Here is a 24,515-nt window from a genome sequence, read left to right on the forward strand (position 1 = left end):
TTGGTGATACATGGCGGTAAGGTTGAAAACGGGCGATGAGGCCCCACCTTTATCGTCCAAGACAGGAGACGGTCAAATGTTGCCTCGATGAGGGACAAGTGCCGTCTTGCCAATGATAAGGATAGAGCATGCAAGAGCCTCTGAATTCCTCCTACCCCGTCCTGCCGCTGCGCGATATTGTGGTGTTCCCACATATGATCGTGCCGCTTTTCGTGGGCCGTGACAAATCGGTCCGCGCGCTGGAAGAGGTGATGCAGGATGACAAGCAAATTCTGTTGTCCAGCCAGATCGATCCCGGCGTTGACGATCCGGATGAAGAAGGCATCTACCGCACCGGCGTTCTGGCAAATGTGCTGCAACTGCTGAAGCTGCCCGATGGCACGGTAAAAGTGCTGGTCGAAGGGCAGGCGCGCGTTCAGATCACCGAGTTTCTGGAGAACGAAGAGTTTTTCGAAGCCCGTGCGGAATACCTGACAGAAATTCCCGGCGATGTCACCACGACCGAAGCACTGTTGCGCACTGTCGCGGACGAGTTCGAGCGTTACGCCAAAGTGCGCAAGAACATCCCCGAAGAGGCACTGACCGCAGTAGGCGATACAACCGAGCCTGCGAAGCTGGCCGACCTTGTGTCGGGGCATCTGGGCATCGAAGTCGAACAAAAGCAGGAGCTTCTGGAAACCCTCAGCGTCAGCGAGCGGCTTGAGAAGGTCTATGGCCTGATGCAGGGCGAGATGTCTGTTCTGCAGGTCGAGAAGAAGATCAAGACCCGCGTCAAATCCCAGATGGAGAAGACGCAGCGCGAGTATTATCTGAACGAGCAGATGAAGGCCATTCAGAAGGAACTTGGCGATGGCGAAGACGGCAGCAATGAAGTTGCCGAACTGGAAGCCAAGATCGCCGAGACCAAGCTGTCGAAAGAGGCGCTGGAAAAGGCGGAAGGCGAGCTGAAGAAGCTCAAGAACATGTCGCCGATGTCTGCCGAAGCGACCGTTGTGCGCAATTATCTGGACTGGATACTGTCGCTGCCTTGGGGCACGAAATCCCGCGTCAAAAAGGATCTGGGCCGGGCGCAGGACATTCTGGATGCTGATCACTATGGTCTCGAGAAGGTCAAAGAGCGGATCGTTGAATACCTCGCGGTGCAGCAGCGTTCGAAGAAGCTGAAAGGTCCGATCCTGTGCCTCGTTGGCCCTCCGGGTGTGGGTAAGACCTCGCTTGGTAAATCCGTTGCTAAAGCCACGGGGCGCGAGTTCATTCGCATCTCGCTGGGCGGTGTGCGCGATGAATCCGAAATCCGCGGTCACCGTCGCACCTATATCGGTTCGATGCCCGGCAAGATCATCCAGGCGCTGAAAAAGGCGAAGACCACGAACCCGCTTATCCTGCTCGATGAAATCGACAAGATGGGGCAGGACTTCCGTGGCGACCCGGCTTCGGCAATGCTGGAAGTGTTGGACCCGGAACAGAACAGCACGTTCATGGACCACTATCTTGAAGTGGAATATGACCTGTCGAACGTGATGTTCCTGACCACGTCGAACAGCTACAACATGCCCGGGCCTCTGCTGGACCGGATGGAGATCATCCCGCTGGCCGGCTACACAGAAGAGGAAAAGAGCGAGATCGCCAAACAGCACCTGATCGGCAAACAGGTCAAGAACCATGGTCTGAAAACCAAGGAGTTTGATCTGACTGACGAGGCGCTCCAAAAGATCATTCGCATCTACACCCGTGAAGCCGGGGTGCGGAACCTGGAACGTGAAATCGCCAAGGTGGCGCGGAAATCGCTGACCAAGATCATCAAGAAAGAGGCTGAATCCGTCACGGTGACGCCGGACAATCTTGATGAATTCCTGGGCGTGCCGAAGTTCCGCTATGGTCTTGCTGAACAGGACGATCAGGTTGGTGTTGTTACCGGTCTGGCTTGGACCTCGGTAGGGGGTGATCTGCTGCATATCGAGGCGCTGAAACTGCCCGGCAAAGGGCGGATGAAGACCACCGGCAAGCTGGGCGACGTGATGAAGGAATCCATCGACGCGGCCTCGTCTTATGTGCGGTCGATTTCACCTCAGATCGGTGTGAAACCGCCGCAGTTTGACAAGATCGACATTCACGTTCACGTGCCGGATGGCGCGACACCCAAGGATGGCCCATCGGCTGGTCTGGCCATGGTCACTTCGATTGTCTCGGTTCTGACCGGTATTCCGGTTCGGAAAGACATTGCTATGACCGGCGAAGTCTCACTGCGCGGGAATGCGATGCCGATTGGTGGATTGAAAGAAAAACTGCTGGCCGCGCTGCGTGGTGGGATAAAGACCGTTTTGATCCCGGAAGAGAATGAAAAGGATCTCGCGGATATCCCGGACAACGTCAAAGAAGGGCTGAAGATCATCCCGGTCAAACATGTCTCGGAAGTTCTGGAACATGCTTTGGTGCGTAAACCGGAACCGATCGAATGGGACGAAGCCGCGGAAGAGGCCGCAGCAGCGGCGGCCGCGTCGCCCGGTAATACCGGACCTTCCGCGACCGCGCATTAAGTCTTTGGTAAATCAAAAAAAGGCGAAGCAATAGCTTCGCCTTTTTTGTTGAGGGATGTAGTGAAGACCGCACCATGCAGCGCCAAGACGCTGCATGAAACCAGCGTTTCATTTTGGGCATCGGTGTGATCTGGAAAATGGTGGGTGATAACGGATTTGAACCGCTGACATCTTCGATGTGAACGAAGCGCTCTACCACTGAGCTAATCACCCATGGGACCGGGTGATATCTTTCCCGAAGGTTGGCTGCAAGGGAAATAGAACCCGTGGCATCCGCAAAAAATCGCGCCGTATACAAAATTCTGGAATCTGGCAAAAAACTTGAAAACGCCGCTTGACGCTGCCCGAGCGTAGCCATAATACACCCAAACGTTCAGCAATGAACATGCAGCGGGCGGTTGTAGCTCAGTTGGTTAGAGTACCGGCCTGTCACGCCGGGGGTCGCGGGTTCGAGCCCCGTCAACCGCGCCACCGCTGCCAACCTTGGTCCAGGCAAAAGGCCACGAAAATAGATGCGCGGTTGTAGCTCAGTTGGTTAGAGTACCGGCCTGTCACGCCGGGGGTCGCGGGTTCGAGCCCCGTCAACCGCGCCATTTTCCTCCTCAAACAGATCAACGGTTGCGCCTTTACGGGCACCTTTTCCCAATCCATTGATCATTGAAGGTTCTAATCGGCGAAATTTCGACTGTTCACTAAATGTTCTAACTTTTCTGTTGGAGTCTTGGTCTGGCTCGCCTATCTCTTAACCACTTGTTTGTTGGGGGCCGCATATGGCTGAGCTGAAGAATATCGAGGTGCGCGGCGCGCGCGAACATAACCTCAAAGGTATAGACGTTGATATCCCTCGGGACCAGTTGGTGGTCATCACCGGACTGTCGGGTTCGGGGAAGTCCTCATTGGCGTTTGACACCATCTATGCAGAAGGCCAGCGCCGGTATGTCGAAAGCCTTTCGGCCTATGCCCGGCAATTCCTGGATATGATGGAAAAGCCGGATGTCGATCATATCAGCGGCCTGTCTCCGGCAATTTCGATTGAACAAAAGACGACGTCCAAGAACCCGCGTTCAACTGTGGGCACGGTAACCGAAATCTATGACTATCTGCGTCTGCTGTTTGCCCGCGCCGGAACGCCCTACAGCCCAGCCACCGGGCAACCGATTGAGGCGCAGCAAGTGCAGGACATGGTCGACCGGATCATGGCAATGGAAGACGGCACACGCGGCTATCTTCTGGCCCCCATCGTGCGCGACCGGAAGGGTGAGTACAAAAAAGAATTCCTGGAGCTGCGCAAACAGGGTTTCCAACGCGTCAAGGTGGACGGAGAGTTCTACGAACTGGATCAACCGCCTGTATTGGATAAGAAATTCCGTCACGATATCGATGTGGTTGTTGATAGACTGGTTGTACGGGAAGGAATGGAAACGCGCCTGGCCGACAGCCTGCGCACCGCTCTGGACTTGGCGGACGGGATTGCCATTTTGGAAACTGCCCCGCGTGAAGGTGATCCGGAACGCATCACATTCAGCGAGAATTTTGCCTGCCCGGTCAGCGGTTTCACCATTCCCGAAATCGAACCACGCCTGTTTTCGTTCAACGCGCCATTCGGTGCCTGCCCGGATTGTGACGGTCTTGGGGTCGAGTTGTTTTTCGATGAACGCTTGGTGGTGCCGGACCAGACGCTGAAACTCTACGATGGTGCTTTGGCCCCGTGGCGCAAGGGCAAATCACCATATTTCCTGCAAACCATCGAGGCCATCGCGCGCCATTACGAATTTGACAAGAACACGCCCTGGAAAGACCTGCCTAAAAATGTGCAGGAGGTCTTTCTGCGAGGGTCCGGGGATGATGAAATTCTGTTCCGGTACGACGAAGGCGGGCGCGTCTATCAAGTGACCCGCAGTTTTGAAGGCGTGATCCCGAATATGGAACGGCGGTACCGCGAAACTGACAGCGCGTGGATTCGTGAGGAATTTGAACGATATCAAAACAATCGCCCCTGCGGCGCCTGCGAAGGCTACAGGCTGCGGGCCGAAGCGCTGGCGGTAAAGATCGCCGGGCTGCATGTGGGGCAGGTGGTGCAGATGTCGATCCGTGAGGCTCTGGCGTGGATCGAAGATGCGCCCAACCACCTGAGCGCCCAGAAAAACGAAATTGCCCGCGCCATCCTCAAGGAAATTCGCGAGCGACTTGGTTTCCTGAATAACGTTGGTTTGGAATACCTTACGCTGTCCCGTTCAAGCGGAACACTGTCGGGTGGCGAAAGCCAGCGTATTCGTCTGGCCAGTCAGATCGGCTCGGGGCTGACCGGGGTTCTCTATGTGCTGGATGAGCCCTCGATCGGACTGCATCAGCGTGACAATGACAGGCTTCTGGATACGCTCAAGAACCTGAGGGATCAGGGCAATACGGTGATCGTTGTAGAACATGACGAGGAAGCCATCCGTGAAGCTGACTATGTTTTCGACATCGGTCCGGGGGCAGGCGTACATGGCGGGCAGGTGGTCAGTCACGGAACGCCTGCGGAAATCGCGGCAGATGCGGCCTCTATTACCGGGCAGTACCTTGCGGGAACGCGTGAAATCGCGGTTCCGGTGCAGCGCCGTAAAGGCAAAAAGCAGAAAGTCACGGTGGTCAAAGCCACGGGCAACAACTTGAAGAATGTCACAGCCGACTTCCCCTTGGGCAAATTCGTTTGTGTCACCGGTGTGTCGGGCGGGGGTAAATCCACCCTCACGATCGAGACATTGTTCAAAACCGCGTCAATGCGGCTGAACGGGGCGCGTCAGACACCAGCACCCTGTGAAACCATCAAGGGGCTGGAACACCTCGATAAGGTCATCGACATCGACCAGCGCCCCATTGGGCGAACGCCGCGTTCAAACCCGGCGACTTACACCGGGGCCTTCACCCCGATCCGAGATTGGTTTGCCGGCCTGCCTGAGGCTAAGGCACGCGGGTACAAACCCGGTCGCTTCAGCTTTAACGTCAAAGGCGGGCGGTGTGAGGCATGTCAGGGTGACGGTGTCATCAAGATCGAGATGCACTTTCTGCCTGACGTCTACGTGACTTGCGAAACTTGCAAGGGGGCGCGGTATAACCGCGAGACGCTTGAGATCAAGTTCAAGGGCAAATCCATCGCGGATGTGCTTGATATGACAGTGGAAGATGCGCAGGAGTTCTTCAAGGCCGTGCCCTCAATCCGGGACAAGATGGACGCCCTTGCGCGTGTGGGTCTTGGCTATATCAAGGTGGGTCAACAAGCCACGACGTTGTCAGGTGGCGAGGCGCAGCGGGTAAAGCTGTCCAAAGAGCTGTCGAAGCGTTCAACCGGACGAACGCTCTATATTCTCGACGAACCGACAACAGGTCTGCATTTCGAAGATGTGCGCAAGCTGTTGGAAGTGCTGCACGAACTTGTCGATCAGGGCAATACGGTCGTGGTGATTGAACATAATCTGGACGTGGTTAAAACCGCGGATCATATCATCGACATTGGGCCTGAAGGTGGTGATGGCGGTGGCGAAATCGTCGCCACCGGAACACCGGAAGACATAGCCGATGTTGAACGCAGCCACACCGGGCGATACCTGAAGCCGATGCTGAAAGGGGCGCGCGTCGCGGCAGAATAAGTGCCCAGACGCGGCCTCAGTTCAGGATATCTGCGATCGCACCAATCAGGTTCAATACTTTGCGTGTCTCGGGGTCGACCCGGTACACGTAGTCACCTGCACGGACATATGAGTAGTTTCGGTTCAACCCATAGCGATAGGGGTCATTGATCCAGCGGTAATCGTTGGTAATGAAGTCACCATCGCGATAGATTTTCTTTGCCTGACCCGGCGGCACACAGGGAACGGATTTCTTGGCCAGACCCGGAGGGCAATGCCCGGCCTTGTTCTTTGCACCCGCGGCAATCGGGGAAAGGGCCAAAGCCGCCAGAGTTGCCGTCGTCACCAAAAATCTCGTCATGTCGCCTTCCTTTGCGATTTGGCCAGCCGGGGCCTTTTGTTCATGACTGCCTAGATGGTCGCTTGCCCAACATCTGTCAAATCGTTGGGCAAGATGCCGCCAGTTGTCTTAGTCACGTCTGCGCTTTTCGAACCGTGGCAGCATGGCACTGAAATCGCGTCCCTTGCCATCTTCGTTCTCGACAAATTGCTCATAAAGCGCGGTGGCAACCTGACCCATTGGCGTATCTGCATCTGCACTCTCTGCCGCCTGCTGGCTGAGGCGCAGGTCCTTCAGCATCAGTTCGGCCGCGAAACCGGGGGCGTACCCATTGTCCGCAGGGCTTTGCGGGCCGACACCGGGGGCAGGGCAATAGGCGTTCATCGTCCAGCTGTATCCGGACGACGTACTTACCACGTCAAACATCTTTTGCCGGTCCAGACCCAGCTTGTCGGCCAATGCGAAGGCTTCACAGGTTGCAATCATGGTGACACCAAGGATCATGTTATTGCAGATCTTGGCAGCCTGACCGGAACCGGCCTCACCACAGTGAACAGCTTTCTGCCCCATGATGTCGAACAGAGGGGATGCCTTGGCAAACGCGGCTTCTGATCCGCCAGCCATGAAGGTCAGCGTGCCAGCCGCAGCACCACCGATGCCGCCTGAAACCGGCGCGTCTACGGACAACAGTCCGGCGTTGATGGCCTGATCGGCAACCGCCCGCGCGCTTTCCACATCAACTGTCGAGCAATCGATCAGCACGGTACCTTGTGCCATTGCGGGAATGATCTGATCGGCAACAGCCCTCAGAATCGCACCGTTTGGCAGCATCGTGATGACAGCATCGGCCGTTGCAACAGCTTCCGAAGCGGTTGCGGCCTGAGTTACCCCTTCAACCGTCACGCCTGCTGTGTCAAAGCCAATAACCTGATGACCGGCTTTTACAAGATTGGCCGCCATTGGCGCGCCCATGTTTCCCAGTCCGATGAAACCGATTTGCATCTCTTAATCCTCTTCGAAAGTCAGGGCGTCCGCACCCAGTGGCTGCAGCATTTTCGACACGGCCACCAGAGGGACGTTCATGTCAGGAAACTGCCAGTTCGGATTGCGATCCTTGTCGATGATCTGTGCGCGGATGCCTTCCAGAAAATCGCCATGCTCCATCGCGCGGTGGGTGAAACGATACTCCATCTCCAGAGCTCGGCGTATGGTCAGAGAAGGGGAGCGCAGGCGATGAAGAACCTCGATTGTGCAAGCCACGGAAAGCGGTGCGTTTTTCCTCAGCATGCCCAGAGATTTCGCTGAAAACTCACTGTCGTCGCTGCGCAGACTGTTCAGAACGTCGCCAAGGGTTTCACCGGAAAAATGCTGATCGATTTGCGCCTGCAAGTTCGCCAATTCACCATCAGTCGGTGTATCGGCGTGGTCAGCCAACAGTTCAGCGTTTCCAGAGGCTTCGAGCAACTCGATCAGATCGGACCATTGTGATTGCGGGATGAAAAGGTCGGCAAACCCTGCATAGATCGCATCCGCAGGCCCCATCCGATAGCCCGTTGTTCCCAGAAACTCACCCGCGCGTCCAGGTGCAAGGGCCAGCATCAACGAGCCGCCGACATCCGGCACCAGTCCGATGGAGCATTCTGGCATGGCAATCTTTGCGCTTTCTCCCACAACTCGATGGCTGCCATGGCATCCGATGCCAACACCGCCGCCCATCGCGAATCCCTGAAGAAAGCTGATGACCGGTTTTGGATATTCGAAGATCAGGGCATTCAGACGGTATTCGTCACGCCAGAATATCTGACCGTAAGAAAAATCGCCCTTGGTTCCAGTTTCATAAAGTTCAGCAATATCACCGCCCGCGCAGAAGGCCTTTTCCCCTTCGGCGTCCAGGATGATCAGGTCAATCTCATCGTCCTCGCGCCAGTTGCGCAGCGCTGTGTCGATAGCCATGCACATGTCATATGTCATCGCGTTCAGCGCATGAGGACGGGTCAGGGTGATACGCCCGGCACGGCCTGTGGTGCGGATATCGATATCTGACATGGGTGCCTCAGCGATTGGCAAGCAATTGGCGTGATACAATCACACGCATGATCTCGTTCGTGCCTTCCAATATCTGGTGCACACGAAGATCACGCACAAGCTTTTCGATGCCGTAATCCGCAAGATAGCCATAACCGCCATGCAATTGCAGGCACTGGTCCACAACTTTCGATCCAGTCTCGGTAACGAACTTCTTGGCCATGGCGCAGAACTTCGTGGCATCCGGCGCGCCCTGATCCAGCTTCCAGGCTGCCTGCCGAAGGAACGTACGCGCGGCCTGCAATTCGATCTCCATATCCGCTAGACGGAATTGAAGGGCCTGAAACTGGTCGATGGACTGGCCAAAAGCCTTGCGTTCGGACATGTATTGCAGCGTCATATCCAGCCCGGCCTGAGCGGCCCCAAGCGAGCAGGCAGAAATGTTAAGCCGTCCGCCATCCAACCCCATCATCGCATATTTGAATCCGTCACCTTCCGTGCCCACAAGGTTTCCGGCCGGTATCTTGCAATCGTCGAACTGAACTTGCGCGGTGGGTTGGCTTTTCCAGCCCATCTTCTGCTCGAGCGCGCCAAAGCTGAGGCCGGGCGTGCCGTCTTCAACGTAAACGGTCGAAATTCCTTTGGGCCCGTCCTGGCCGGTACGCACCATACAGACGTAAGCGTCGGAATATCCGCCGCCTGAAATGAAGGCCTTTGTTCCGTTCAGCGTATAGCCTTCGTTGGTCCGTTCGGCGCGTGTTTTCAGCGCTGCCGCATCCGATCCAGAACCGGGCTCGGTCAGGCAATAACTCAACACAGTTTTCAAGCTCAGAACATCGGGCATGATGCGCGCCTTGAGGTCATCGTCTGCAAAGTTGTCGAGCATCTTGGCGCACATATTATGGATCGACAGGAACGCCGCGACCGACGGGCAGGCCATCGATAGGGCCTCAAAAACCAGAGTTGCATCCAGACGGGTCAGGTTTGACCCACCGCTGGCCTCGGACACGTAAAGGGCGCCGAAGCCAAGCTCTCCGATTTGGGGCCATAAGGTTTTGGGGATCGTTCCATCAGCCTCCCATTGCCGGGCAAAAGGGGCGATATGTTCCTGACCAAAGGCATGTGCCATGTCGAAAATGGCTGTTTGTTCCTCGCTGAGTGCGAAATCCATGGCGCTCCCTCCCATCGGCAATGAATTGAACAGTTGTTTATTTCTGAATTCTTACAGAAATTTTGCAGGCTCAACAATGGCTCTGGGCAGGGGACTGTTGTCGCCAGTGTCTAAAGATCCGCGTGGAACTCTTCGATCAGGTGGCGCACGACGGCCTTGCCAGGATCTTCCCCGCGCGCGGAAGCCTCGGCATGAACGCGGCGCTGGCGTGTGGCCGAGGTGCCGTTTTCGGCGATCTGCCGCAGGCGGGCCAGTTCCGACATTGTGCCCAGTGCCTCGGCGTCTTCGGCCAGCAATCCCATCAGATCACCGATCAGGTCGGACATGGGTTTGATCGAGCGATCGCCGAAATCGATCAATCCTTCGCCCACACCATATCGCTGCGCGCGCCAGCGGTTTTCACCTATCAGAAAGCGATCATATTGCCGCCAGCGCAAGTTGCGATCTTTCAAGCGGCACAACATTCTGGTCAACGCCTGAACAAGGGCGGCCAGTGAAAGCGTGTGTTCCAACCTTGGCTGGACATCCATAATCCGCGTTTCAAGCGTTGGAAAGCGATGCGAGGGGCGCAGGTCCCACCAGATCTTAGTGGTATCTTCGATGACCCCAAGTTCAATCAAAATACCCGTGGTGCGCTCATATTCGCCCCAGCTTGCAAAGACCGGTGGCAGACCGGTACGTGGCAGATTGTCAAAGACGGTCAGACGGTACGACGACAGGCCCGTATCCTCGCCGTTCCAGAAAGGCGAGGACGTTGACAACGCCAGAAGATGCGGCAGGAAGTAAGACAATTGCGGCATCAGATCAGAACGCAAGGCTCGGTCTTCGATCCCGACATGAACATGCATGCCGCAGATCAACATCCGGCGGGCCACGCCCCCAAGCGCGTGTTGCAGCGCATCATAGCGTTCCTTTCGGGTGTGATGCTGATCCTTCCAGTTCGCAAAAGGGTGGCACGACACGGCTATTGGTGACAGGTTATATTCCGCAGCCCGTTCCGATACACAGGAGCGCAGGCGTTTCAGGTCCTCGCGCGCCGAAGCAACGGTTGCATGCGGGCGGGTGCCGACTTCTATCTGACATTGCAGGAATTCGGGGCTGACCTGTCCTTCGAAATCATTCTGACAGGCTTCCATCAGCGCTTCGGGAGCTTCGGACAATTGGAGGCTGTCGCGGTCTACAAGAAGGTATTCTTCTTCGATCCCGATCGTGAATTCCTGCTGCATGGCGGCCCTCGCGGTAGTTATTTTGATTAGTGAATACGGAAATTTTCTTTTTGCCAAGGGTTTGCCCGGCTTGTCCTTGCAGAGGAACGACCAGCAAAGGTATGGAATAGCGCAGCAAAGACTACGGAGCCAGCGACTTGAAACCCAGAAAATTCCCACAGATCAACGCCGCCCTGGATGAACTGGGGGTAAGACTGGTCGACAAGATCACCGAACAGGATGAGCGCGCGCGGCTGGAAGCCTTTGAGGCTGCCGGAGGTCTGACGCGCCCCGTCTATGCCCTGTCGCCGGGAATGGACGGGTTTGATATCTCTCAGCTGGTCAGTGAATACGCTGCACACAAGAATGCGCTAGAGGCGCTGAAGGATCCTGAGCGCAATCAGACCGGCTATCGTGCTGGAAACGGCTATTACGACAGCCCGGATGCGGATGCCCTGTATCTGATGATCCGACGGTTTCAGCCCCGGCGGGTGATCGAGGTTGGATGTGGTAATTCGACCCGAGTAACCCGGCAGGCGGCCATCGATGGCGGGTTTGACACCACGATTACGGCAATCGATCCGTATCCCCGCGCTGACATTGCCCATGTTGTTAATCGGTTCGAACAAAAACGGCTGGAAGAGGCCGACCCGGTACTGTTTTCAGAGCTGGAAGCCGGCGACGTCCTGTTTATCGACTCCAGCCATGTTGTGCGGATGAGCAACGACGTCGCGCACTTGTTCTGCCGCATCATTCCGACACTGAAGCCCGGAGTAGTGATCCATGTGCACGATGTTTTTCTGCCCTACGAATACCCCAAGCGGTTCTTCTATGACTGCCCGGGCTGGGGTGAGCAGTACATGTTGCACGCTTTGCTGCAATCTGGCGCGTATTCAATGCTTTGGCCGGGATATTACCTGCAACAGGATCGGCCCGATGCTGTCGCCAATTTGCCCTTTTTGGCTGAAGGGCGCGCGCAAAGCATCTGGGTGCAGCTAAAAGAAAAGTGATCTCAGACTGATCCGGCGTGACGAAAGCCCCGTACCTCTTTCCATAACAAGCTGGAGAGGAGAAGACAGCCATGTTACGTCGTACTTTTATGGGCGCAGCCGCCGCATTTGCATTTGCCATGCCGCTCAAGGCGCAGGCAGCAGATATCGTTGATACCGCTGTAGCGGCCGGATCATTCAACACGTTGGTTGCCGCAGTTCAAGCTGCAGGTTTGGTAGATACCCTGAAAGGAAAAGGTCCATTCACCGTCTTTGCCCCAACAGACGAGGCGTTTGCTGCATTGCCCGAAGGCACGGTGGAAACGTTGTTGTTGCCGGAGAACAAAGATCAGCTCGTGTCGATCCTGACGTACCATGTTGTACCAGCCAAGGTGATGTCTGGCGACATCGCTGGCAAGCGCGCGAAGGTTCTGACTGTTCAGGGTGATCGGCTGAGCGTGAATGCCAAAAACGGCGTCAAAGTGAATGACGCCAAGGTCATACAGGCAGATATTGAAGCAAGCAATGGTGTGATCCACGTGGTCGACACTGTTATCCTGCCGGAATGATGCTCTGTTCCTGAAGAGTCAAAAGCCCCGGCGTATGACCGGGGCTTTTGCTTTTCTGAGCTGGTAGATCAGACCAAACGAACCTGTGTGCCAATCTGGACCAGCGGATACAGTTCCTCGACATGTTGGTTGTACAGGCCGATACAGCCAGACGAGCTCTGCCGGCCGATCTTGCGGGTATCATGCGTGCCATGAACCAGGTAAGCGGGCCAGTCCAAATACATCGCGCGGGTGCCCAGTGGGTTTCCGGGATCACCGCCATCGATCCGAATGGGCAGGCTGGGGTCACGCTCGCGCATCGAGGCGGTCGGTGTCCAGCTTGGGAACTCGGTCTTGCGCACAACTTTTGTGTAGCCGCGTTTTGTAAGCTCTTCGCTCATGGGCACAGAGCTGGGGTACAGCTTATAAGTGCCATCCGGCGCCCAATAGTGAACCGCGCGGCTGGTAATGTCGGCCAACAGGCAACCTACGCCCAGCTCATCAAAATGGTCCTGCCAGTTTTGTTGCGCGAAGGACGATACATTGCGCCGTACCGGCAACTGTGTGCTGATCGCGTCTTCGGTTTGCGGGAAAGCATCAGTGCTTTGGGCCCGAACAAGGGCGGGGGTCGCCATCAGGGATGCAACGCCCAGCAGGGCGGAACGACGGGTTATTCGGGATTGGGACAAGGTTGCCTCCGGTAATTTCACTGCTCGCTGTGTATTTGGCGGCAAGATATTTCCATTGGTCGCAATTTTCCAGAGTGACGCACCTGAATTTCTTGTGAGCGCGGGGAATTTGAAAGCCGGTCGGCGGAAAAATGCGAAAACCCGGCCCTGAATGGGGCCGGGTTTCATAGTCGTGCAGGCTGAAATCAGTCCATGGCTTTGAAGTTGAACTCGCCACCTTCCTTGATGCCCGACGGCCAACGTGCGGTCACTGTTTTGGTGCGGGTGTAGAACTTGAAGCTGTCCGGGCCATGCTGGTTCAGATCACCAAACATGGATTTTTTCCAACCTCCAAAGGTGTGGTAGGCCAGCGGAACGGGGATCGGAACGTTGATGCCCACCATGCCGATATTGATCCGGCTGGCAAAGTCGCGCGCTGTGTCACCGTCGCGGGTAAAGATCGCTGTTCCGTTTCCGTATTCGTGGTCCATCGCCAGACCGATCGCCTCTTCGTAGGAACCTGCACGGACAGTCGACAGAACCGGGCCAAAGATCTCCTGTTTGTAGATGTCCATGTCCGGAGTGACGTGGTCAAACAGGTGCGGGCCGACAAAGAAGCCGTCCTCATAACCTTGCAGGCTGAAATCACGGTTATCGACGACCAGCTTTGCGCCTTGCTCGACACCCGAATTGATCAGACCAAGGATACGCTCTTTCGCGGCGGCGGTTACTACAGGGCCCATGTCGACATCGTCACCAGCGGTGTAGGGGCCCACTTTCAGCTTTTCGACGCGCGGGATCAGCTTTTCGATCAGCTTGTCCGCGGTTTCTTCACCAACCGGAACCGCAACAGAGATTGCCATGCAGCGTTCGCCTGCTGCGCCAAACCCGGCACCGACCAGCGCGTCGGCGGCCTGATCCAGATCGGCGTCGGGCATGACGATCATGTGGTTCTTGGCACCACCAAAACACTGGGCGCGTTTGCCGTTTGCGGTGGCACGGCTGTAGATATACTGAGCGATCGGGGTAGACCCTACAAAGCTGACACCCTGAATGATCTCGCTGTCGAGGATCGTATCAACGGCCTCTTTGTCACCATTCACGACCTGGAACACACCCTTGGGCAGACCGGCTTCGATAAACAGTTCGGCCAGCATCAGCGGAACCGAGGGGTCGCGCTCGGACGGTTTCAGAACAACGGCGTTACCGCAGGCCAGTGCAGGACCGACATGCCACAGGGGCATCATCGCAGGGAAGTTAAAGGGCATGATCGAACCCACGACACCCAGCGGCTGGCGCATGGAATACATGTCGATGCCGGGGCCTGCACTGTCGGTAAACTCGCCTTTCAGCATCTGCGGTGCACCGATGCAGTATTCGATCACCTCCAGACCACGCTGCAAGTCGCCCTTGGCATCGGGAATGGTCTTGCCGTGCTCGCGGCTTAGTGCCTCGGCCAGTTTGTCCATGTCGCGGTTCATCAGGCCGACCATTGCCATCATGACACGTGCACGTTTCTGAGGGTTGGTTGCGCCCCATTCCGGCTGGGCAGCGGCTGCGGCCTCAATCGCCGCCGTGGTTTCCGCAGCACTTGCCATCGGGCACTTGTATTGAACCTCGCCCGTTGCCGGGTTGTAGACGTTGTCGAAACGACCGGATGTACCGGCGACCATTTCGCCGTTCAGGAAATGGGTCAGATCTTGCATCAATAACTCCTCCGATAGATTTGTGCGCACAATAGGCTTGCAGAAATCCCGCGAACAGAGGCAATGTCTCAAAAGAGTTTTGCAAAAATGCAAAAGGAAACGGTGTGACTCCAAACTGGGACGATATGCGGATCTTTCTGGCCGTGGCGCGCGAGGAAAGTCTTTCCTCCGCTGGTCGTATCCTGAAAATCGATCCCGCCACCGTGGGGCGACGTGTTGCGCGATTGGAAACGACGCTGGATTCTGCGTTGTTCACCAAGTCGCAGCAGGGCTATGTCCTGACACCGGCAGGGCAGCGCCTGTTGGAGCATGGGTTGCATGCAGAAGAGGCGATGCGCGCAGCGGCCGGAGCCGTGGCGGGATCCACGAAATCACTCAGCGGGCAAATCCGGATCGGCGCGCCAGATGGCAGCGCAAATTACCTGTTGCCCCAGGTCTGCGCCAGGATCAGTGATTCAAACCCGGAACTGGATATTCAGATTCTGGCTCTGCCGAGGGTGATCAACCTGTCCCGTCGCGAGGCCGATATGGCCGTGACTGTCAGCGCGCCAACCGCAGGGCAGCTTTTGGTCAAAAAAGTCAGTGATTACAAATTGCACATGGTCGCGACCGATGAATATCTGAAACGTCACGATCCAATCCACTCGGTCGCTGACCTCAAGGGGCACCGATTGATCGGTTACATTCCCGACATGATCTTTGACCGGGAACTGGATTACCTGAACGATATTGGGGTTGACCGTGTCGCGCTTGCATCGAACTCGGTCTCGGTGCAATTGCGGCAGGTCAGTTTGGGAACTGGCGTTTGCGTGGCACATGACTTTACGTTGCCTTTCCATCAGGGGCTTCGGAAAATCCTGACGGATCAAGTGAGTCTGACGCGCAGTTTCTATCTGGTCCGGCATGAAGGAGATCAGCGCAACGAACGGTTGAACCGCTTTGCCGATGCCCTGACGCGCGGTATTCGCGAGGAAGTGCTTCGATTGGAAGCAGATGCCGGTGCTTGACAGGTCGCCACAATCGCGCAACGCTTTGGAATAAGTGTTATTATTCCGGAGGAATTCTTCATGTTGGTACAGGCTATCCTGACGTCCAAAGCGACAGACGGCGTTGTAACGGTGGCGCCAATGGCGACGGTTTCAGAAGCCTCGAAGATTCTTGCGGAAAAGCGGATCGGGACGGTTGTTGTTTCTGACGATGGCGGAGAAACCGCGATTGGAATTCTGTCTGAACGCGACATCGTCCGCGAGCTTGCCGCCAGCGGTAGTGGCTGTCTCGACCAGCCTGTAAAATCCTACATGACGCAGGACCTGATCACGACGACGCGTCAGGCCTCGGTTCAGGATATCATGGCCCGCATGACAGAAGGGCGCTTTCGCCATATGCCGGTTGTCGAAGACGGTAAACTGATCGGCATCGTCACACTTGGTGACGTGGTAAAGGCCCAGCTGGCCGAACTGGCGATGGAAAAAGATGCCCTGGAAGGCATGATAATGGGGCACTAACAGCAAGGGGTGCCAAAGCAATCACTTGCACCTGCAGCAAAGTTGTGTTTGCTTGCGCAGAAATTTTATTGCGCAGGAGGGCGTGATGCGGGTTGGTTTGTATCCGGGAACCTTTGACCCTATCACCATAGGGCACATCGATATCATTCGCCGGGCGGCTGCATTGGTGGATAAACTTGTCATTGGCGTCGCCATCAACCGGGACAAAGGCCCGTTGTTCTCGCTGGAAGAGCGCGTCGCGATGATCGAGGCCGAATGCGCCGAACTGACCGAACAAACCGGCACTGAAATTATCGCTCATCCCTTCGAAAATCTATTGATCGATTGCGCAAGGGATGTCGGTGCGCAGATCATCGTCCGCGGTTTGCGCGCTGTCGCGGATTTCGAGTATGAATTCCAGATGGTTGGTATGAACCGCGCACTGGACGACTCGATCGAGACTGTTTTTTTGATGGCCGAGGCACGCCATCAGGCGATTGCTTCAAAACTGGTGAAAGAAATTGCCCGTTTGAACGGAGACGTGTCGAAATTCGTCACGCCCCGTGTCAATGCGGCACTGCGTGAGCGGTTAGGCTAGGGCGCCCATCGCGGCGGCCGTATCCAGCATCCGGTTCGAAAAGCCCCATTCGTTGTCATACCAGGCCAACACGCGAACCAGCGTACCGTCGGTGACTTTGGTTTCTGCCAGTGACACCGTCGAGCTGTGCGAGTCGTGGTTGAAATCGACCGAGACCAGAGGACGGCTTTCCGCCGCCAGAACACCGGGAATCTTTGCTGCGGCATCAATGAACAGTTGATTGACCTCATCTTCGGTCGTTGGGCGCGAAACCTCGGCAACCAGATCAACGACTGAAACATTCGGGGTTGGTACCCGGATGGCCTGACCCGTCAATTTGCCCTTGAGTTGCGGCAGTACCAGCCCCACAGCGGCGGCTGCACCGGTTGTGGTAGGGATCATCGACAGGGCTGCGGCGCGCGACAGGTAGGGGTCTTTTCCAACCGTGTCATGCACAGGCTGGCTGGCGGTGTAAGCGTGAACGGTGGTCATGTTGCCATGTTTGATACCAAGACCTGCGTCCAGAGCAGCGGCAACGGGAGAAAGACAATTCGTGGTGCAGGATGCGTTCGAAACGACCAGATCTTCGGCCGTCAACTCGCTGTCGTTGACGCCAAAGACGATGGTTTTCACAACGCCGTCACCCCGTGCAGGGGCTGAGATCAGAACTTTCCGTGAACCGTTTTTGAAGTGACGTTCAGCCGCTTCGCGCGTGCGGAAAACACCGGTGCATTCCAGAACAACGTCGATGTCAGACCAGGGCAGGTCTTCGGGATTACGCTCACTGCTCAGGCGGATCGGGCCGCGCCCCACATCCAGACCGGCGTCTGTAAGCGTGACAGGGGTGGGATAACGGCCATGAACGCTGTCAAATTCGAACAGATGCGCGTTCATGTCGGGCTTGCCCAAGTCGTTGATCGCAACGATCTCAACGTCTGTACGCCCGCTTTCCATCACCGCGCGCAGAACCCCGCGCCCGATCCGTCCAAATCCGTTGATCGCTAGTTTCAGGGTCATGGTTCGCTCCGTACAATATCTCAGCTTTATGAGTTAGCGCTAACAATTACAGATCAAGCGAAATGTCAAGAAAAACCTCTCTCATCGCCAAAAAGCGAGCCAGTCCAGAAAGTCGTACAGCTTCTTACCGAGGAACAACATGTGCTCGGTTCCATACAAGGCTACGTCCAGCATTATGCCCCCAAGCAACAGGACGCCAAGCCAGATAGCGATTTGATTGTTCATGTCGGTTCCGAACGAAAATGCCCGCCCAGATAACCTGAGCGGGCACCAACGTACAAGCGAAGTCCGAAAGGTCAGTTAAGGCGACCCATGGCGACGGCTACGTCTGCCATGCGAACCGAGAAACCCCACTCGTTGTCATACCAGGCCAGCACGCGCACCATGCGATCATCGACGACGCGGGTCTGATCGGGTGCGAAGATCGAGCTTTCTTCGGTGTGGTTGAAATCGGTTGATACCAGCGGTGCGGGCTCATATCCCAGAACACGCTGCATCGGCCCTTTGGCTGCTTCTTCGACGATTGCGTTGATCTCGGCCACCGAAGTGTCACGCGACGCGCGGAAGGTCAGGTCAACCGCAGAAACGTTCGGGGTAGGGACCCGGATGGCGGACCCGTCCAGACGGCCTTTCAGGTTTGGCAGAACTTCACCCAAAGCTTTGGCAGCACCGGTTGAGGTCGGGATCATCGACATCGCGGCAGCGCGGGCGCGATAGAGGTCACTGTGACGACGGTCCAGCGTGGGCTGGTCTCCGGTATAGGCGTGAATGGTGGTCATGATACCGTGTTCAATGCCGACACCTTCGTCCAGCACCTTGGCAAGCGGGGCCAGGCAGTTTGTGGTGCAGGAGCCGTTCGACACCATGTTGTCGTTCGCGGTCAGGGTGTTGTGGTTCACACCAAAAACGATGGTCTTGTTCACGTTCTTACCGGGGGCGGACAGCAGCACCTTACCTGCACCGCGATCCAGATGTGTTTTGGCCTTGTTGCCGTCATTGAATTTACCGGTGCACTCCAGAACGACGTCACAGCCCTCCCAGTCTAGTTCATTCATATCGTAGGTCGAAAACATCTGCATCGGGCCACGGCCCAGATCCATTGTGTTGCCTTCGATCGAAACTTCGCGCGGGAAACGCCCGTGAACGCTGTCATATTTCAGCAGATGCGCAGAGGTTTCCAATGGGCCGGTTGCATTGACTTTGATCACTTCGATGTCGTTACGCCCCGACGCGGCGATGTGCGACAGGGTGCAGCGGCCAATACGGCCAAAACCATTGATACCGACCTTGATGGTCATGTGACGTCTCCTGATGCGCTTGCGTTGAGGGCCATATAGCGGCGAAATGGGAATCTCAAAAGGGCAAAAACGGCATATTTTTAAGGTGTTAGCGCAAACCTGCGACGGTTGCGCTAACGCTTGCGCTAGCCGTTGGATCAGGTAGGGTCCAGATGCGGCAGCGAAAGGGAAAGGAAACGCAATGAGTGGTCTTTTGGCCTTGTTGGACGATGTGGCCGGGATCGCCAAGGTTGCGGCGACATCGGTGGATGATGTCGTGGCTGCGGCGGGCAAGGCTGGGGCCAAGACTGCGGGAGTGATCATCGACGACGCCGCAGTGACACCGAAATACGTTCAGGGCTTTGCCCCGGCGCGCGAATTGCCGATCATCTGGCGTATCGCGCGCGGTTCGGTTTTCAACAAAATCATACTCCTGTTGCCGGTGGCCTTGTTGCTGGCCAATTTCGCCCCGTGGCTGATTACCCCCCTGTTGATGCTGGGTGGATCATATTTGTGTTTTGAAGGCGCCGAGAAGATTTTTCACGTCCTGTTTCCTCATGGTAGCCATGTCATTGAAGAGGATATGAAAAACCGGGACCCTGGCCATCTGGAAGAGCAGAAGGTCAAGGGCGCGATCAAGACCGATTTTATTCTGTCTGCCGAGATTATGACCATTGCACTGGCGGCGATTGAAGCCCCGAACCTATGGATGCAGGCCGCGACGCTGGCCGTTGTAGGGATCGGCGTGACGGTGGCCGTCTATGGGTCGGTGGCTCTGATCGTGAAGATGGATGATGTTGGGCTTTATCTGGCGCAGAACGCGCCAACACCTATCGGTCGCGGTCTGGGCCGAGGGTTGGTCAAGGCAATGCCCGGGGTGATGAAAACATTGTCCGTTGTCGGAACTGCGGCGATGCTGTGGGTCGGCGGGTCAATTGTGATCCACGGGATGGAGGTGTTGGGCTTTGGATGGTTGGGCCATCATATCCATGATTGGGCCTATGCAATTGGGCATTCTGTGTCTGATCAATGGGTTGGTGCGGTTGAGTGGGTATCCAAGGCCACGATGGATGGCGTATTTGGTTTGGCTTGGGGATTGGTTTTGATCCCTGTTGCGACCCGGATCATAGCACCACTGTTAAGTAAGAATGCGAAACACTGAATTGACCCGTTACCGTCTGGGCACGACCATCGATGGCCCGCTTATTCGAAAAGTGGGCACGCGCGGATCAAAAGGCAGATCCACAATTATTTCTGCTTTGAATGTTGCGGCCGACGAAGTCCCATTCGATGAATCCGAGCTTCTCAGTTTCTTGCATTTTCGTGTTGATTCCGCTTTCAGGGCGCAGGAGCGTAGCCGTTGGTTCGGGGGACGCTTTTACAACGCTTTAGTGGGTCAATCGGCTAATTATGTCCCGCTGTCTGGAACACATCTTCGCCAAGCGTTGTCTTGCCTCGGCCTGCAAGCACCTGAGAAAGTGGTGGTGCAAGGACGGTATGAGTTGCGGTTGGATTACGCTCTGAAAGCCTATGAAGAACTTGCACTTCGGGTTAAGGCTGAACCCAAATGAAAAGGGCGGCCAAGGCCGCCCTTTGCTCGATCAGATGGGACTGATTTACAGCCCCAACAATTCCTTGACCTTGGCCACGGTTGCTTCGACGGTGATGCCGAAATGCTTGTACAGCTCACCGGCAGGGGCCGAGGCACCAAAGCTGGACATGCCGATGAACCCGGCTTTGGCTTCGCGGCCACGTTCACCCAGCAACCAACGATCCCAACCACCAGCACGAACCGCAGCCTCGATGCCAACGCGGACCGGACCTGCCGGAAGGACGCGCTTGCGGTAGGCTTCGTCCTGTTGGGCGAACAGCTCCATGCAGGGCATCGAGACGACGCGGGTGCCGATGCCTTCGGCTTCGAGCATCGCTTTGGCTTCCATGGCCAGCGACACTTCGGAACCTGTGGCAATCAGGATCGCCTGACGCTTGCCTTCTGCTTCGGCCAGAACGTAAGCACCCTGCGCGGTCAGGTTCTTGGTCTTGTGCTCGGTACGTACCGTTGGAACACCCTGACGGGTCAGCGAAAGGACCGACGGGCTGTCCTTGAAGGTCAGCGCGAGTTCCCATGCCTCGGCGGTTTCAATGGTGTCAGCGGGGCGGAACACAAAAGTGTTGGGTGTTGCGCGCGAAATCGCCAGGTGTTCGACCGGCTGGTGGGTCGGGCCGTCCTCGCCCAGACCGATCGAGTCATGAGTCATTACGAAGACAGACGGGATCTTCATCAGTGCCGCCAGGCGCATGGACGGGCGGGCATAATCTGTGAAGGCCATGAACGTGCCGCCATAGGGACGGATACCACCATGCAGGGCCATACCGTTCATCGCCGCCGCCATGCCGTGTTCACGGATACCGTAGTGGATGTAGCGGCCCTTGCGGTTTTCCGGCAGGAATACACCCATATCAGCCGATTTTGTGTTGTTCGATCCGGTCAGGTCCGCCGAACCACCAACGGTTTCGGTCATGATCGGGTTCACAACGTTCAGGACCTTCTCCGACGACGAACGGGTGGCCAGTTTTGGCTGATCTTCGGACATCTGTTTTTTGAAGGCACGAATGGCTCCGGCCAGACGTTTGGGGGCCTCGAACGCATAAGCGCGAGTGAACTCAGCCTGCTTGCGCTCGGACAGTTGTGCAAAACGCGCTTCCCATTCCGCACGCTCGGCAGCGCCACGCGATCCGATGGCTTCCCATGCGGATTTGACATTGGCAGGCACGTCAAACGCATCATGCGCCCAGCCATAGGCCATTTTGGCGTCCTTCAGCTGATCCGCATCGGTCAGCGCGCCGTGCCCCTTTGACGTGTCCTGCGCCGCGTGGCCCAAAGCAATGTGGGTTTTACACGCAATCATGGTCGGCTTGTTCGACTTCTTCGCCTGAACGATGGCCGCGTCGATGGCCTTGGGATCATGACCATCGATTTCGATCACATGCCAGCCCGAGGCCGCAAAGCGACGAACCTGATCGGTGCGGTCCGCGATATCGACGGTGCCGTCGATGGTGATGTTGTTGTTATCCCAGAAGACGATCAGCTTGCTCAGCTCGTGACGACCGGCCAGCGTGATTGCCTCCTGGCTTACGCCTTCCATAAGGCAACCGTCGCCTGCGATGACATAGGTATAGTGGTCAACAACCTTCTTGCCATAATGTGCACGCTGGATTTCTTCGGCCATCGCAAAGCCCACGGCGTTCGAGATACCCTGACCCAGCGGGCCGGTCGTGGTCTCAACACCAGCGACCAGAAAGTTTTCGGGGTGGCCTGCGGTTTTTGCGCCCAGCTGACGGAAATTCTTGATCTCCTCCAGTGTCACATCTGCATATCCCGTCAGGTACAGCAACGAATAAACCAGCATCGAACCATGGCCTGCGGACAGGATGAAGCGGTCGCGATCCGGCCAGTTCGGGGCCGAGGCGTCAAACTTCAGATGCTTTTCGAACAGGACGGTGGCGACATCAGCCATGCCCATGGGCATACCGGAATGTCCGGAGTTTGCAGCGGCGACGGCATCAAGGGTCAATGTGCGGATGGCCGCAGCTTTGTCCCAGTGTTCGGGGTTGGCATTGCGCAGCGCAGTCAGGTCCACGGGCGTTGTTCCTTTGGATAAAAAGCAGATTGCGGGCTCAATACCACTCAGCACTCAAAGTGCAAGCAGAACCGGGGTTTATCCGCTTGGATTGCTTGAAGTGCGCGGCCCAAGTGGTTGAAAGCAAACAGTGGGTATTTTCTGTCGCATTCCGTTAGACTGGCGGCAGGCGGGATTCGATTTTGATTCGGATCGCTTCGCGACAGAATGAACCTTGATAAAGAGGTGACAGGGGCATGAGCCAACTTGAGGAATTACAGCACCGCATTATTGCGGCGATGGACCGTATCGGAGCGGGCGTCGACGCATTGGGCGGTGCGACCGTAGATGCCCGGCCAGATGACGGCCTCCAGGCAGCGCTTGAAGATGAAAAAGTTGCGAACGCGCAGCTTCAGGAACGTCTGAGAACCCTGAAGGAACAGCACGAACAGGAAGTGGACGGGTTGCGTGCCGATCTTGAGGAGTTGCGAACCGCTCCGGCCGATACAGCCGAAACAGACGCTCTGCGATCCGAGCTGGAAGAAGCCCGTGCGAAAATCGCATCGGTCGAAGCCGCGCGCGCTGAATTGGCCGAAGCCAAGGCCGCATTGGACAATAGCACCGAGCTGGAGGCGCTGAAGGCGGAAAACAGCCGTCTAAAGGAAGAACTGTCAGACACTGTCCGCGTCGACGACCTGAGCGCCGAGCTTGAGATGCTGCGCGCTGAACGGACCAGCCACGGCGCTGCAATGTCGCGGCTGGACGACGATCTGCAACGGATGCGCAAGGCAAACGAGCAGTTGCGCACTGCGATAGACGAATTGCGCGCCGCCGCCGCCGAAGGTGTCGCAGATGCCGAGCTGCTGAACCGGGCCACCGTCGCGGAACTGGAAGCAACGCGCGCGGCACAGGCGTCAGACGCCGCCGAAGCGCAGGCCGTTCTTGCAAGGTTGGAACCTCTGCTGTCGCAGGCGAAACTTGTTGAAGGTGAGGTAGAGTAATGCCCGAAGTGACCATTCATATCGGCGGGCGCGGTTTTGACGTATCCTGCCGGGACGGGGAAGAGCCCTTTCTGCACGCTGCTGCCAAAGTGTTGGACGACGAGGCGCAGGTGTTGTCCGATCAGATCGGTCGTATGCCGGAATCCCGCATGTTGCTGATGGCCGGATTGATGCTGGCCGACAAGACTGCGGCGACAGAGGACAAGGTCAAATCGCTCGAAGGGAAACTGGCCGCAGCCGAAGCCGAGCTTCAGGCGCTGCGAAGCGCCCCGGCGCCCGAACCTGAGCGCATCGAAGTGGCCGTGGTTCCGCCATCCGTTACGGATACGCTGGCCGAACTGGCCGCACGGGCCGAAGCACTGGCCGCAGTAGTTGAGGAGAAAAAGGCACGATGAGGTTCCTGCGCAAATTCATCTGTGCGGCGGCGCTGGTTACGCCCGCGACAACAGCATTGGCTGAAATCGATATTCTGTCTGTCACTTTCACCTGCGAGAACGGAATACCGCTGCCTGTCACCTATTTCAACGCGCCGGACAGTACGGGTGCAGCGGCAACCTTGGTGGACAATTCTCTGGTTGTGATGCGTCAGGTCCAAAGCGGGTCTGGTATCCGCTACGAATCCATTGGTGATGGTGGAACCTACATCCTGCGCTCGAAAGGGTGGGACGCGTCCGTAAGCTATTTGGCGGCAGGCGCCGCCGTTGAGCAGGAGATCTACCGGGGTTGTTCCAGCCGTTAGGCT

Annotated in this window: 22 protein-coding genes and 3 tRNA genes; 14 read left to right on the forward strand and 11 right to left on the reverse strand. The window is 56.6% G+C overall.

Annotated elements, in window-relative coordinates; all coding sequences use genetic code 11:
• The first annotated feature begins 128 nt into the window (after positions 1-128).
• A complete protein-coding gene (lon, locus tag ACR3E2_RS04100) occupies positions 129-2,537 on the forward strand; it encodes an endopeptidase La (protein ID WP_480481121.1) in 2,409 nt (802 codons plus the stop codon).
• Between the two features lie 138 nt (positions 2,538-2,675).
• Here lon and ACR3E2_RS04105 read toward each other — a convergent pair.
• Positions 2,676-2,750 (reverse strand) — tRNA-Val (locus ACR3E2_RS04105).
• A 181-nt stretch (positions 2,751-2,931) separates the two neighbouring features.
• On the opposite strand from ACR3E2_RS04105, the gene ACR3E2_RS04110 reads away from it, so the two are divergent.
• The 3 genes from ACR3E2_RS04110 (at position 2,932) to uvrA (ending at position 6,166) form a co-directional block, all read left to right on the forward strand.
• A tRNA-Asp gene (locus ACR3E2_RS04110) sits at positions 2,932-3,008 on the forward strand.
• A gap of 45 nt (positions 3,009-3,053) precedes the next feature.
• A tRNA-Asp gene (locus ACR3E2_RS04115) sits at positions 3,054-3,130 on the forward strand.
• Positions 3,131-3,307: 177 nt separating this feature from the next.
• Complete coding sequence (gene uvrA, locus ACR3E2_RS04120) at positions 3,308-6,166, forward strand: excinuclease ABC subunit UvrA (RefSeq protein WP_480481120.1); 2,859 nt, start codon at positions 3,308-3,310, stop codon at positions 6,164-6,166.
• A gap of 16 nt (positions 6,167-6,182) precedes the next feature.
• On the opposite strand, the gene ACR3E2_RS04125 is transcribed toward uvrA, so the two are convergent.
• The 5 genes from ACR3E2_RS04125 to ACR3E2_RS04145 form a co-directional block, all read right to left on the reverse strand.
• Positions 6,183-6,506, reverse strand: coding sequence for a hypothetical protein (locus ACR3E2_RS04125; RefSeq protein WP_480481119.1), 324 nt, complete (start codon positions 6,504-6,506; stop codon positions 6,183-6,185).
• A 108-nt stretch (positions 6,507-6,614) separates the two neighbouring features.
• A complete protein-coding gene (gene mmsB, locus ACR3E2_RS04130; protein WP_480481118.1) occupies positions 6,615-7,487 on the reverse strand; it encodes a 3-hydroxyisobutyrate dehydrogenase in 873 nt (290 codons plus the stop codon).
• A gap of 3 nt (positions 7,488-7,490) precedes the next feature.
• Positions 7,491-8,531 (reverse strand): 3-hydroxyisobutyryl-CoA hydrolase, encoded by a 1,041-nt coding sequence (locus ACR3E2_RS04135; protein WP_480481117.1) that lies wholly within the window; start codon positions 8,529-8,531, stop codon positions 7,491-7,493.
• A 7-nt stretch (positions 8,532-8,538) separates the two neighbouring features.
• Complete coding sequence (locus tag ACR3E2_RS04140) at positions 8,539-9,681, reverse strand: acyl-CoA dehydrogenase family protein (RefSeq protein ID WP_209596109.1); 1,143 nt, start codon at positions 9,679-9,681, stop codon at positions 8,539-8,541.
• Between the two features lie 110 nt (positions 9,682-9,791).
• The gene (locus tag ACR3E2_RS04145) at positions 9,792-10,907 is read right to left on the reverse strand and encodes a carboxylate-amine ligase (protein ID WP_480481116.1); all 1,116 of its coding nucleotides are present in this window, start codon (positions 10,905-10,907) and stop codon (positions 9,792-9,794) included.
• A gap of 137 nt (positions 10,908-11,044) precedes the next feature.
• On the opposite strand from ACR3E2_RS04145, the gene ACR3E2_RS04150 reads away from it, so the two are divergent.
• Together ACR3E2_RS04150 and ACR3E2_RS04155 are read left to right on the forward strand one after the other, a co-directional pair.
• Positions 11,045-11,896, forward strand: coding sequence for a class I SAM-dependent methyltransferase (locus ACR3E2_RS04150; RefSeq protein ID WP_480481115.1), 852 nt, complete (start codon positions 11,045-11,047; stop codon positions 11,894-11,896).
• 71 nt (positions 11,897-11,967) lie between these two features.
• Positions 11,968-12,444, forward strand: a complete 477-nt coding sequence (locus ACR3E2_RS04155; protein WP_209504046.1) for a fasciclin domain-containing protein — start codon at positions 11,968-11,970, stop codon at positions 12,442-12,444.
• A gap of 68 nt (positions 12,445-12,512) precedes the next feature.
• Here the strand turns inward: ACR3E2_RS04155 and ACR3E2_RS04160 are convergent, their stop codons facing one another.
• Both ACR3E2_RS04160 and ACR3E2_RS04165 read right to left on the reverse strand, forming a co-directional pair.
• On the reverse strand, positions 12,513-13,058 hold the full coding sequence (locus ACR3E2_RS04160; protein WP_480481678.1) for a L,D-transpeptidase: 546 nt from the start codon (positions 13,056-13,058) through the stop codon (positions 12,513-12,515).
• Positions 13,059-13,297: 239 nt separating this feature from the next.
• Positions 13,298-14,797, reverse strand: coding sequence for a CoA-acylating methylmalonate-semialdehyde dehydrogenase (locus ACR3E2_RS04165; protein ID WP_480481114.1), 1,500 nt, complete (start codon positions 14,795-14,797; stop codon positions 13,298-13,300).
• A 125-nt stretch (positions 14,798-14,922) separates the two neighbouring features.
• On the opposite strand from ACR3E2_RS04165, the gene ACR3E2_RS04170 reads away from it, so the two are divergent.
• From ACR3E2_RS04170 to coaD, 3 genes are all read left to right on the forward strand, one after another.
• On the forward strand, positions 14,923-15,804 hold the full coding sequence (locus ACR3E2_RS04170) for a LysR family transcriptional regulator (protein ID WP_480481676.1): 882 nt from the start codon (positions 14,923-14,925) through the stop codon (positions 15,802-15,804).
• A gap of 60 nt (positions 15,805-15,864) precedes the next feature.
• A complete protein-coding gene (locus ACR3E2_RS04175; protein WP_267363439.1) occupies positions 15,865-16,302 on the forward strand; it encodes a CBS domain-containing protein in 438 nt (145 codons plus the stop codon).
• An 85-nt stretch (positions 16,303-16,387) separates the two neighbouring features.
• A complete protein-coding gene (gene coaD, locus ACR3E2_RS04180; protein ID WP_209596116.1) occupies positions 16,388-16,879 on the forward strand; it encodes a pantetheine-phosphate adenylyltransferase in 492 nt (163 codons plus the stop codon).
• On the opposite strand, the gene gap (ACR3E2_RS04185) is transcribed toward coaD, so the two are convergent.
• Positions 16,871-17,875 (reverse strand): type I glyceraldehyde-3-phosphate dehydrogenase, encoded by a 1,005-nt coding sequence (gap, locus tag ACR3E2_RS04185; RefSeq protein ID WP_480481113.1) that lies wholly within the window; start codon positions 17,873-17,875, stop codon positions 16,871-16,873. The genes coaD and gap (ACR3E2_RS04185) overlap by 9 nt on opposite strands.
• Positions 17,876-18,171: 296 nt before the next feature.
• Entirely contained in the window at positions 18,172-19,173 is a 1,002-nt protein-coding gene (gene gap / locus ACR3E2_RS04190; protein ID WP_267363431.1) for a type I glyceraldehyde-3-phosphate dehydrogenase, read from the reverse strand.
• 181 nt (positions 19,174-19,354) lie between these two features.
• Here gap (ACR3E2_RS04190) and ACR3E2_RS04195 point away from each other — a divergent pair, with 181 nt between their 5' ends.
• Positions 19,355-20,314 carry a DUF808 domain-containing protein gene (locus ACR3E2_RS04195; RefSeq protein ID WP_480481112.1) on the forward strand — a complete coding sequence of 320 codons (960 nt, stop codon included), beginning with the start codon at positions 19,355-19,357 and terminating at the stop codon, positions 20,312-20,314.
• Complete coding sequence (locus tag ACR3E2_RS04200) at positions 20,301-20,723, forward strand: hypothetical protein (protein WP_480481111.1); 423 nt, start codon at positions 20,301-20,303, stop codon at positions 20,721-20,723. The genes ACR3E2_RS04195 and ACR3E2_RS04200 overlap by 14 nt, the downstream gene beginning before the upstream one ends.
• A 45-nt stretch (positions 20,724-20,768) precedes the next feature.
• On the opposite strand, the gene tkt is transcribed toward ACR3E2_RS04200, so the two are convergent.
• Complete coding sequence (gene tkt, locus ACR3E2_RS04205) at positions 20,769-22,793, reverse strand: transketolase (RefSeq protein ID WP_480481110.1); 2,025 nt, start codon at positions 22,791-22,793, stop codon at positions 20,769-20,771.
• Positions 22,794-23,029: 236 nt separating this feature from the next.
• On the opposite strand from tkt, the gene ACR3E2_RS04210 reads away from it, so the two are divergent.
• Genes ACR3E2_RS04210 through ACR3E2_RS04220 form a run of 3 tightly spaced genes read left to right on the forward strand, consistent with a single transcriptional unit; the run spans position 23,030 to position 24,512 of the window.
• Positions 23,030-23,773 carry a hypothetical protein gene (locus ACR3E2_RS04210; protein ID WP_480481109.1) on the forward strand — a complete coding sequence of 248 codons (744 nt, stop codon included), beginning with the start codon at positions 23,030-23,032 and terminating at the stop codon, positions 23,771-23,773.
• A complete protein-coding gene (locus tag ACR3E2_RS04215) occupies positions 23,773-24,168 on the forward strand; it encodes a cell division protein ZapA (protein ID WP_480481107.1) in 396 nt (131 codons plus the stop codon). The genes ACR3E2_RS04210 and ACR3E2_RS04215 overlap by 1 nt, the downstream gene beginning before the upstream one ends.
• The gene (locus ACR3E2_RS04220; RefSeq protein ID WP_480481105.1) at positions 24,165-24,512 is read left to right on the forward strand and encodes an MliC family protein; all 348 of its coding nucleotides are present in this window, start codon (positions 24,165-24,167) and stop codon (positions 24,510-24,512) included. The genes ACR3E2_RS04215 and ACR3E2_RS04220 overlap by 4 nt, the downstream gene beginning before the upstream one ends.
• Positions 24,513-24,515: the final 3 nt, after the last annotated feature.

It is taken from the genome of Ruegeria sp. AL7, from assembly GCF_056536105.1.

What these genes read in the sequence shown, in the direction of transcription:
- ACR3E2_RS04125 (WP_480481119.1), bottom strand. Translation starts at nt 6,506, where the DNA reads ATGACGAGATTTTTGGTGACGACGGCAACTCTGGCGGCTTTGGCCCTT.
- ACR3E2_RS04215 (WP_480481107.1), top strand. Translation starts at nt 23,773, where the DNA reads ATGCCCGAAGTGACCATTCATATCGGCGGGCGCGGTTTTGACGTATCC.
- ACR3E2_RS04160 (WP_480481678.1), bottom strand. Translation starts at nt 13,058, where the DNA reads ATGGCGACCCCCGCCCTTGTTCGGGCCCAAAGCACTGATGCTTTCCCG.
- ACR3E2_RS04140 (WP_209596109.1), bottom strand. Translation starts at nt 9,681, where the DNA reads ATGGATTTCGCACTCAGCGAGGAACAAACAGCCATTTTCGACATGGCA.
- coaD (WP_209596116.1), top strand. Translation starts at nt 16,388, where the DNA reads ATGCGGGTTGGTTTGTATCCGGGAACCTTTGACCCTATCACCATAGGG.
- ACR3E2_RS04165 (WP_480481114.1), bottom strand. Translation starts at nt 14,797, where the DNA reads ATGCAAGATCTGACCCATTTCCTGAACGGCGAAATGGTCGCCGGTACA.
- ACR3E2_RS04195 (WP_480481112.1), top strand. Translation starts at nt 19,355, where the DNA reads ATGAGTGGTCTTTTGGCCTTGTTGGACGATGTGGCCGGGATCGCCAAG.
- uvrA (WP_480481120.1), top strand. Translation starts at nt 3,308, where the DNA reads ATGGCTGAGCTGAAGAATATCGAGGTGCGCGGCGCGCGCGAACATAAC.
- lon (WP_480481121.1), top strand. Translation starts at nt 129, where the DNA reads ATGCAAGAGCCTCTGAATTCCTCCTACCCCGTCCTGCCGCTGCGCGAT.
- ACR3E2_RS04220 (WP_480481105.1), top strand. Translation starts at nt 24,165, where the DNA reads ATGAGGTTCCTGCGCAAATTCATCTGTGCGGCGGCGCTGGTTACGCCC.
- ACR3E2_RS04200 (WP_480481111.1), top strand. Translation starts at nt 20,301, where the DNA reads ATGCGAAACACTGAATTGACCCGTTACCGTCTGGGCACGACCATCGAT.
- ACR3E2_RS04155 (WP_209504046.1), top strand. Translation starts at nt 11,968, where the DNA reads ATGTTACGTCGTACTTTTATGGGCGCAGCCGCCGCATTTGCATTTGCC.
- gap (WP_480481113.1), bottom strand. Translation starts at nt 17,875, where the DNA reads ATGACCCTGAAACTAGCGATCAACGGATTTGGACGGATCGGGCGCGGG.
- gap (WP_267363431.1), bottom strand. Translation starts at nt 19,173, where the DNA reads ATGACCATCAAGGTCGGTATCAATGGTTTTGGCCGTATTGGCCGCTGC.
- ACR3E2_RS04175 (WP_267363439.1), top strand. Translation starts at nt 15,865, where the DNA reads ATGTTGGTACAGGCTATCCTGACGTCCAAAGCGACAGACGGCGTTGTA.
- mmsB (WP_480481118.1), bottom strand. Translation starts at nt 7,487, where the DNA reads ATGCAAATCGGTTTCATCGGACTGGGAAACATGGGCGCGCCAATGGCG.
- ACR3E2_RS04135 (WP_480481117.1), bottom strand. Translation starts at nt 8,531, where the DNA reads ATGTCAGATATCGATATCCGCACCACAGGCCGTGCCGGGCGTATCACC.
- ACR3E2_RS04145 (WP_480481116.1), bottom strand. Translation starts at nt 10,907, where the DNA reads ATGCAGCAGGAATTCACGATCGGGATCGAAGAAGAATACCTTCTTGTA.
- ACR3E2_RS04170 (WP_480481676.1), top strand. Translation starts at nt 14,923, where the DNA reads ATGCGGATCTTTCTGGCCGTGGCGCGCGAGGAAAGTCTTTCCTCCGCT.
- ACR3E2_RS04210 (WP_480481109.1), top strand. Translation starts at nt 23,030, where the DNA reads ATGAGCCAACTTGAGGAATTACAGCACCGCATTATTGCGGCGATGGAC.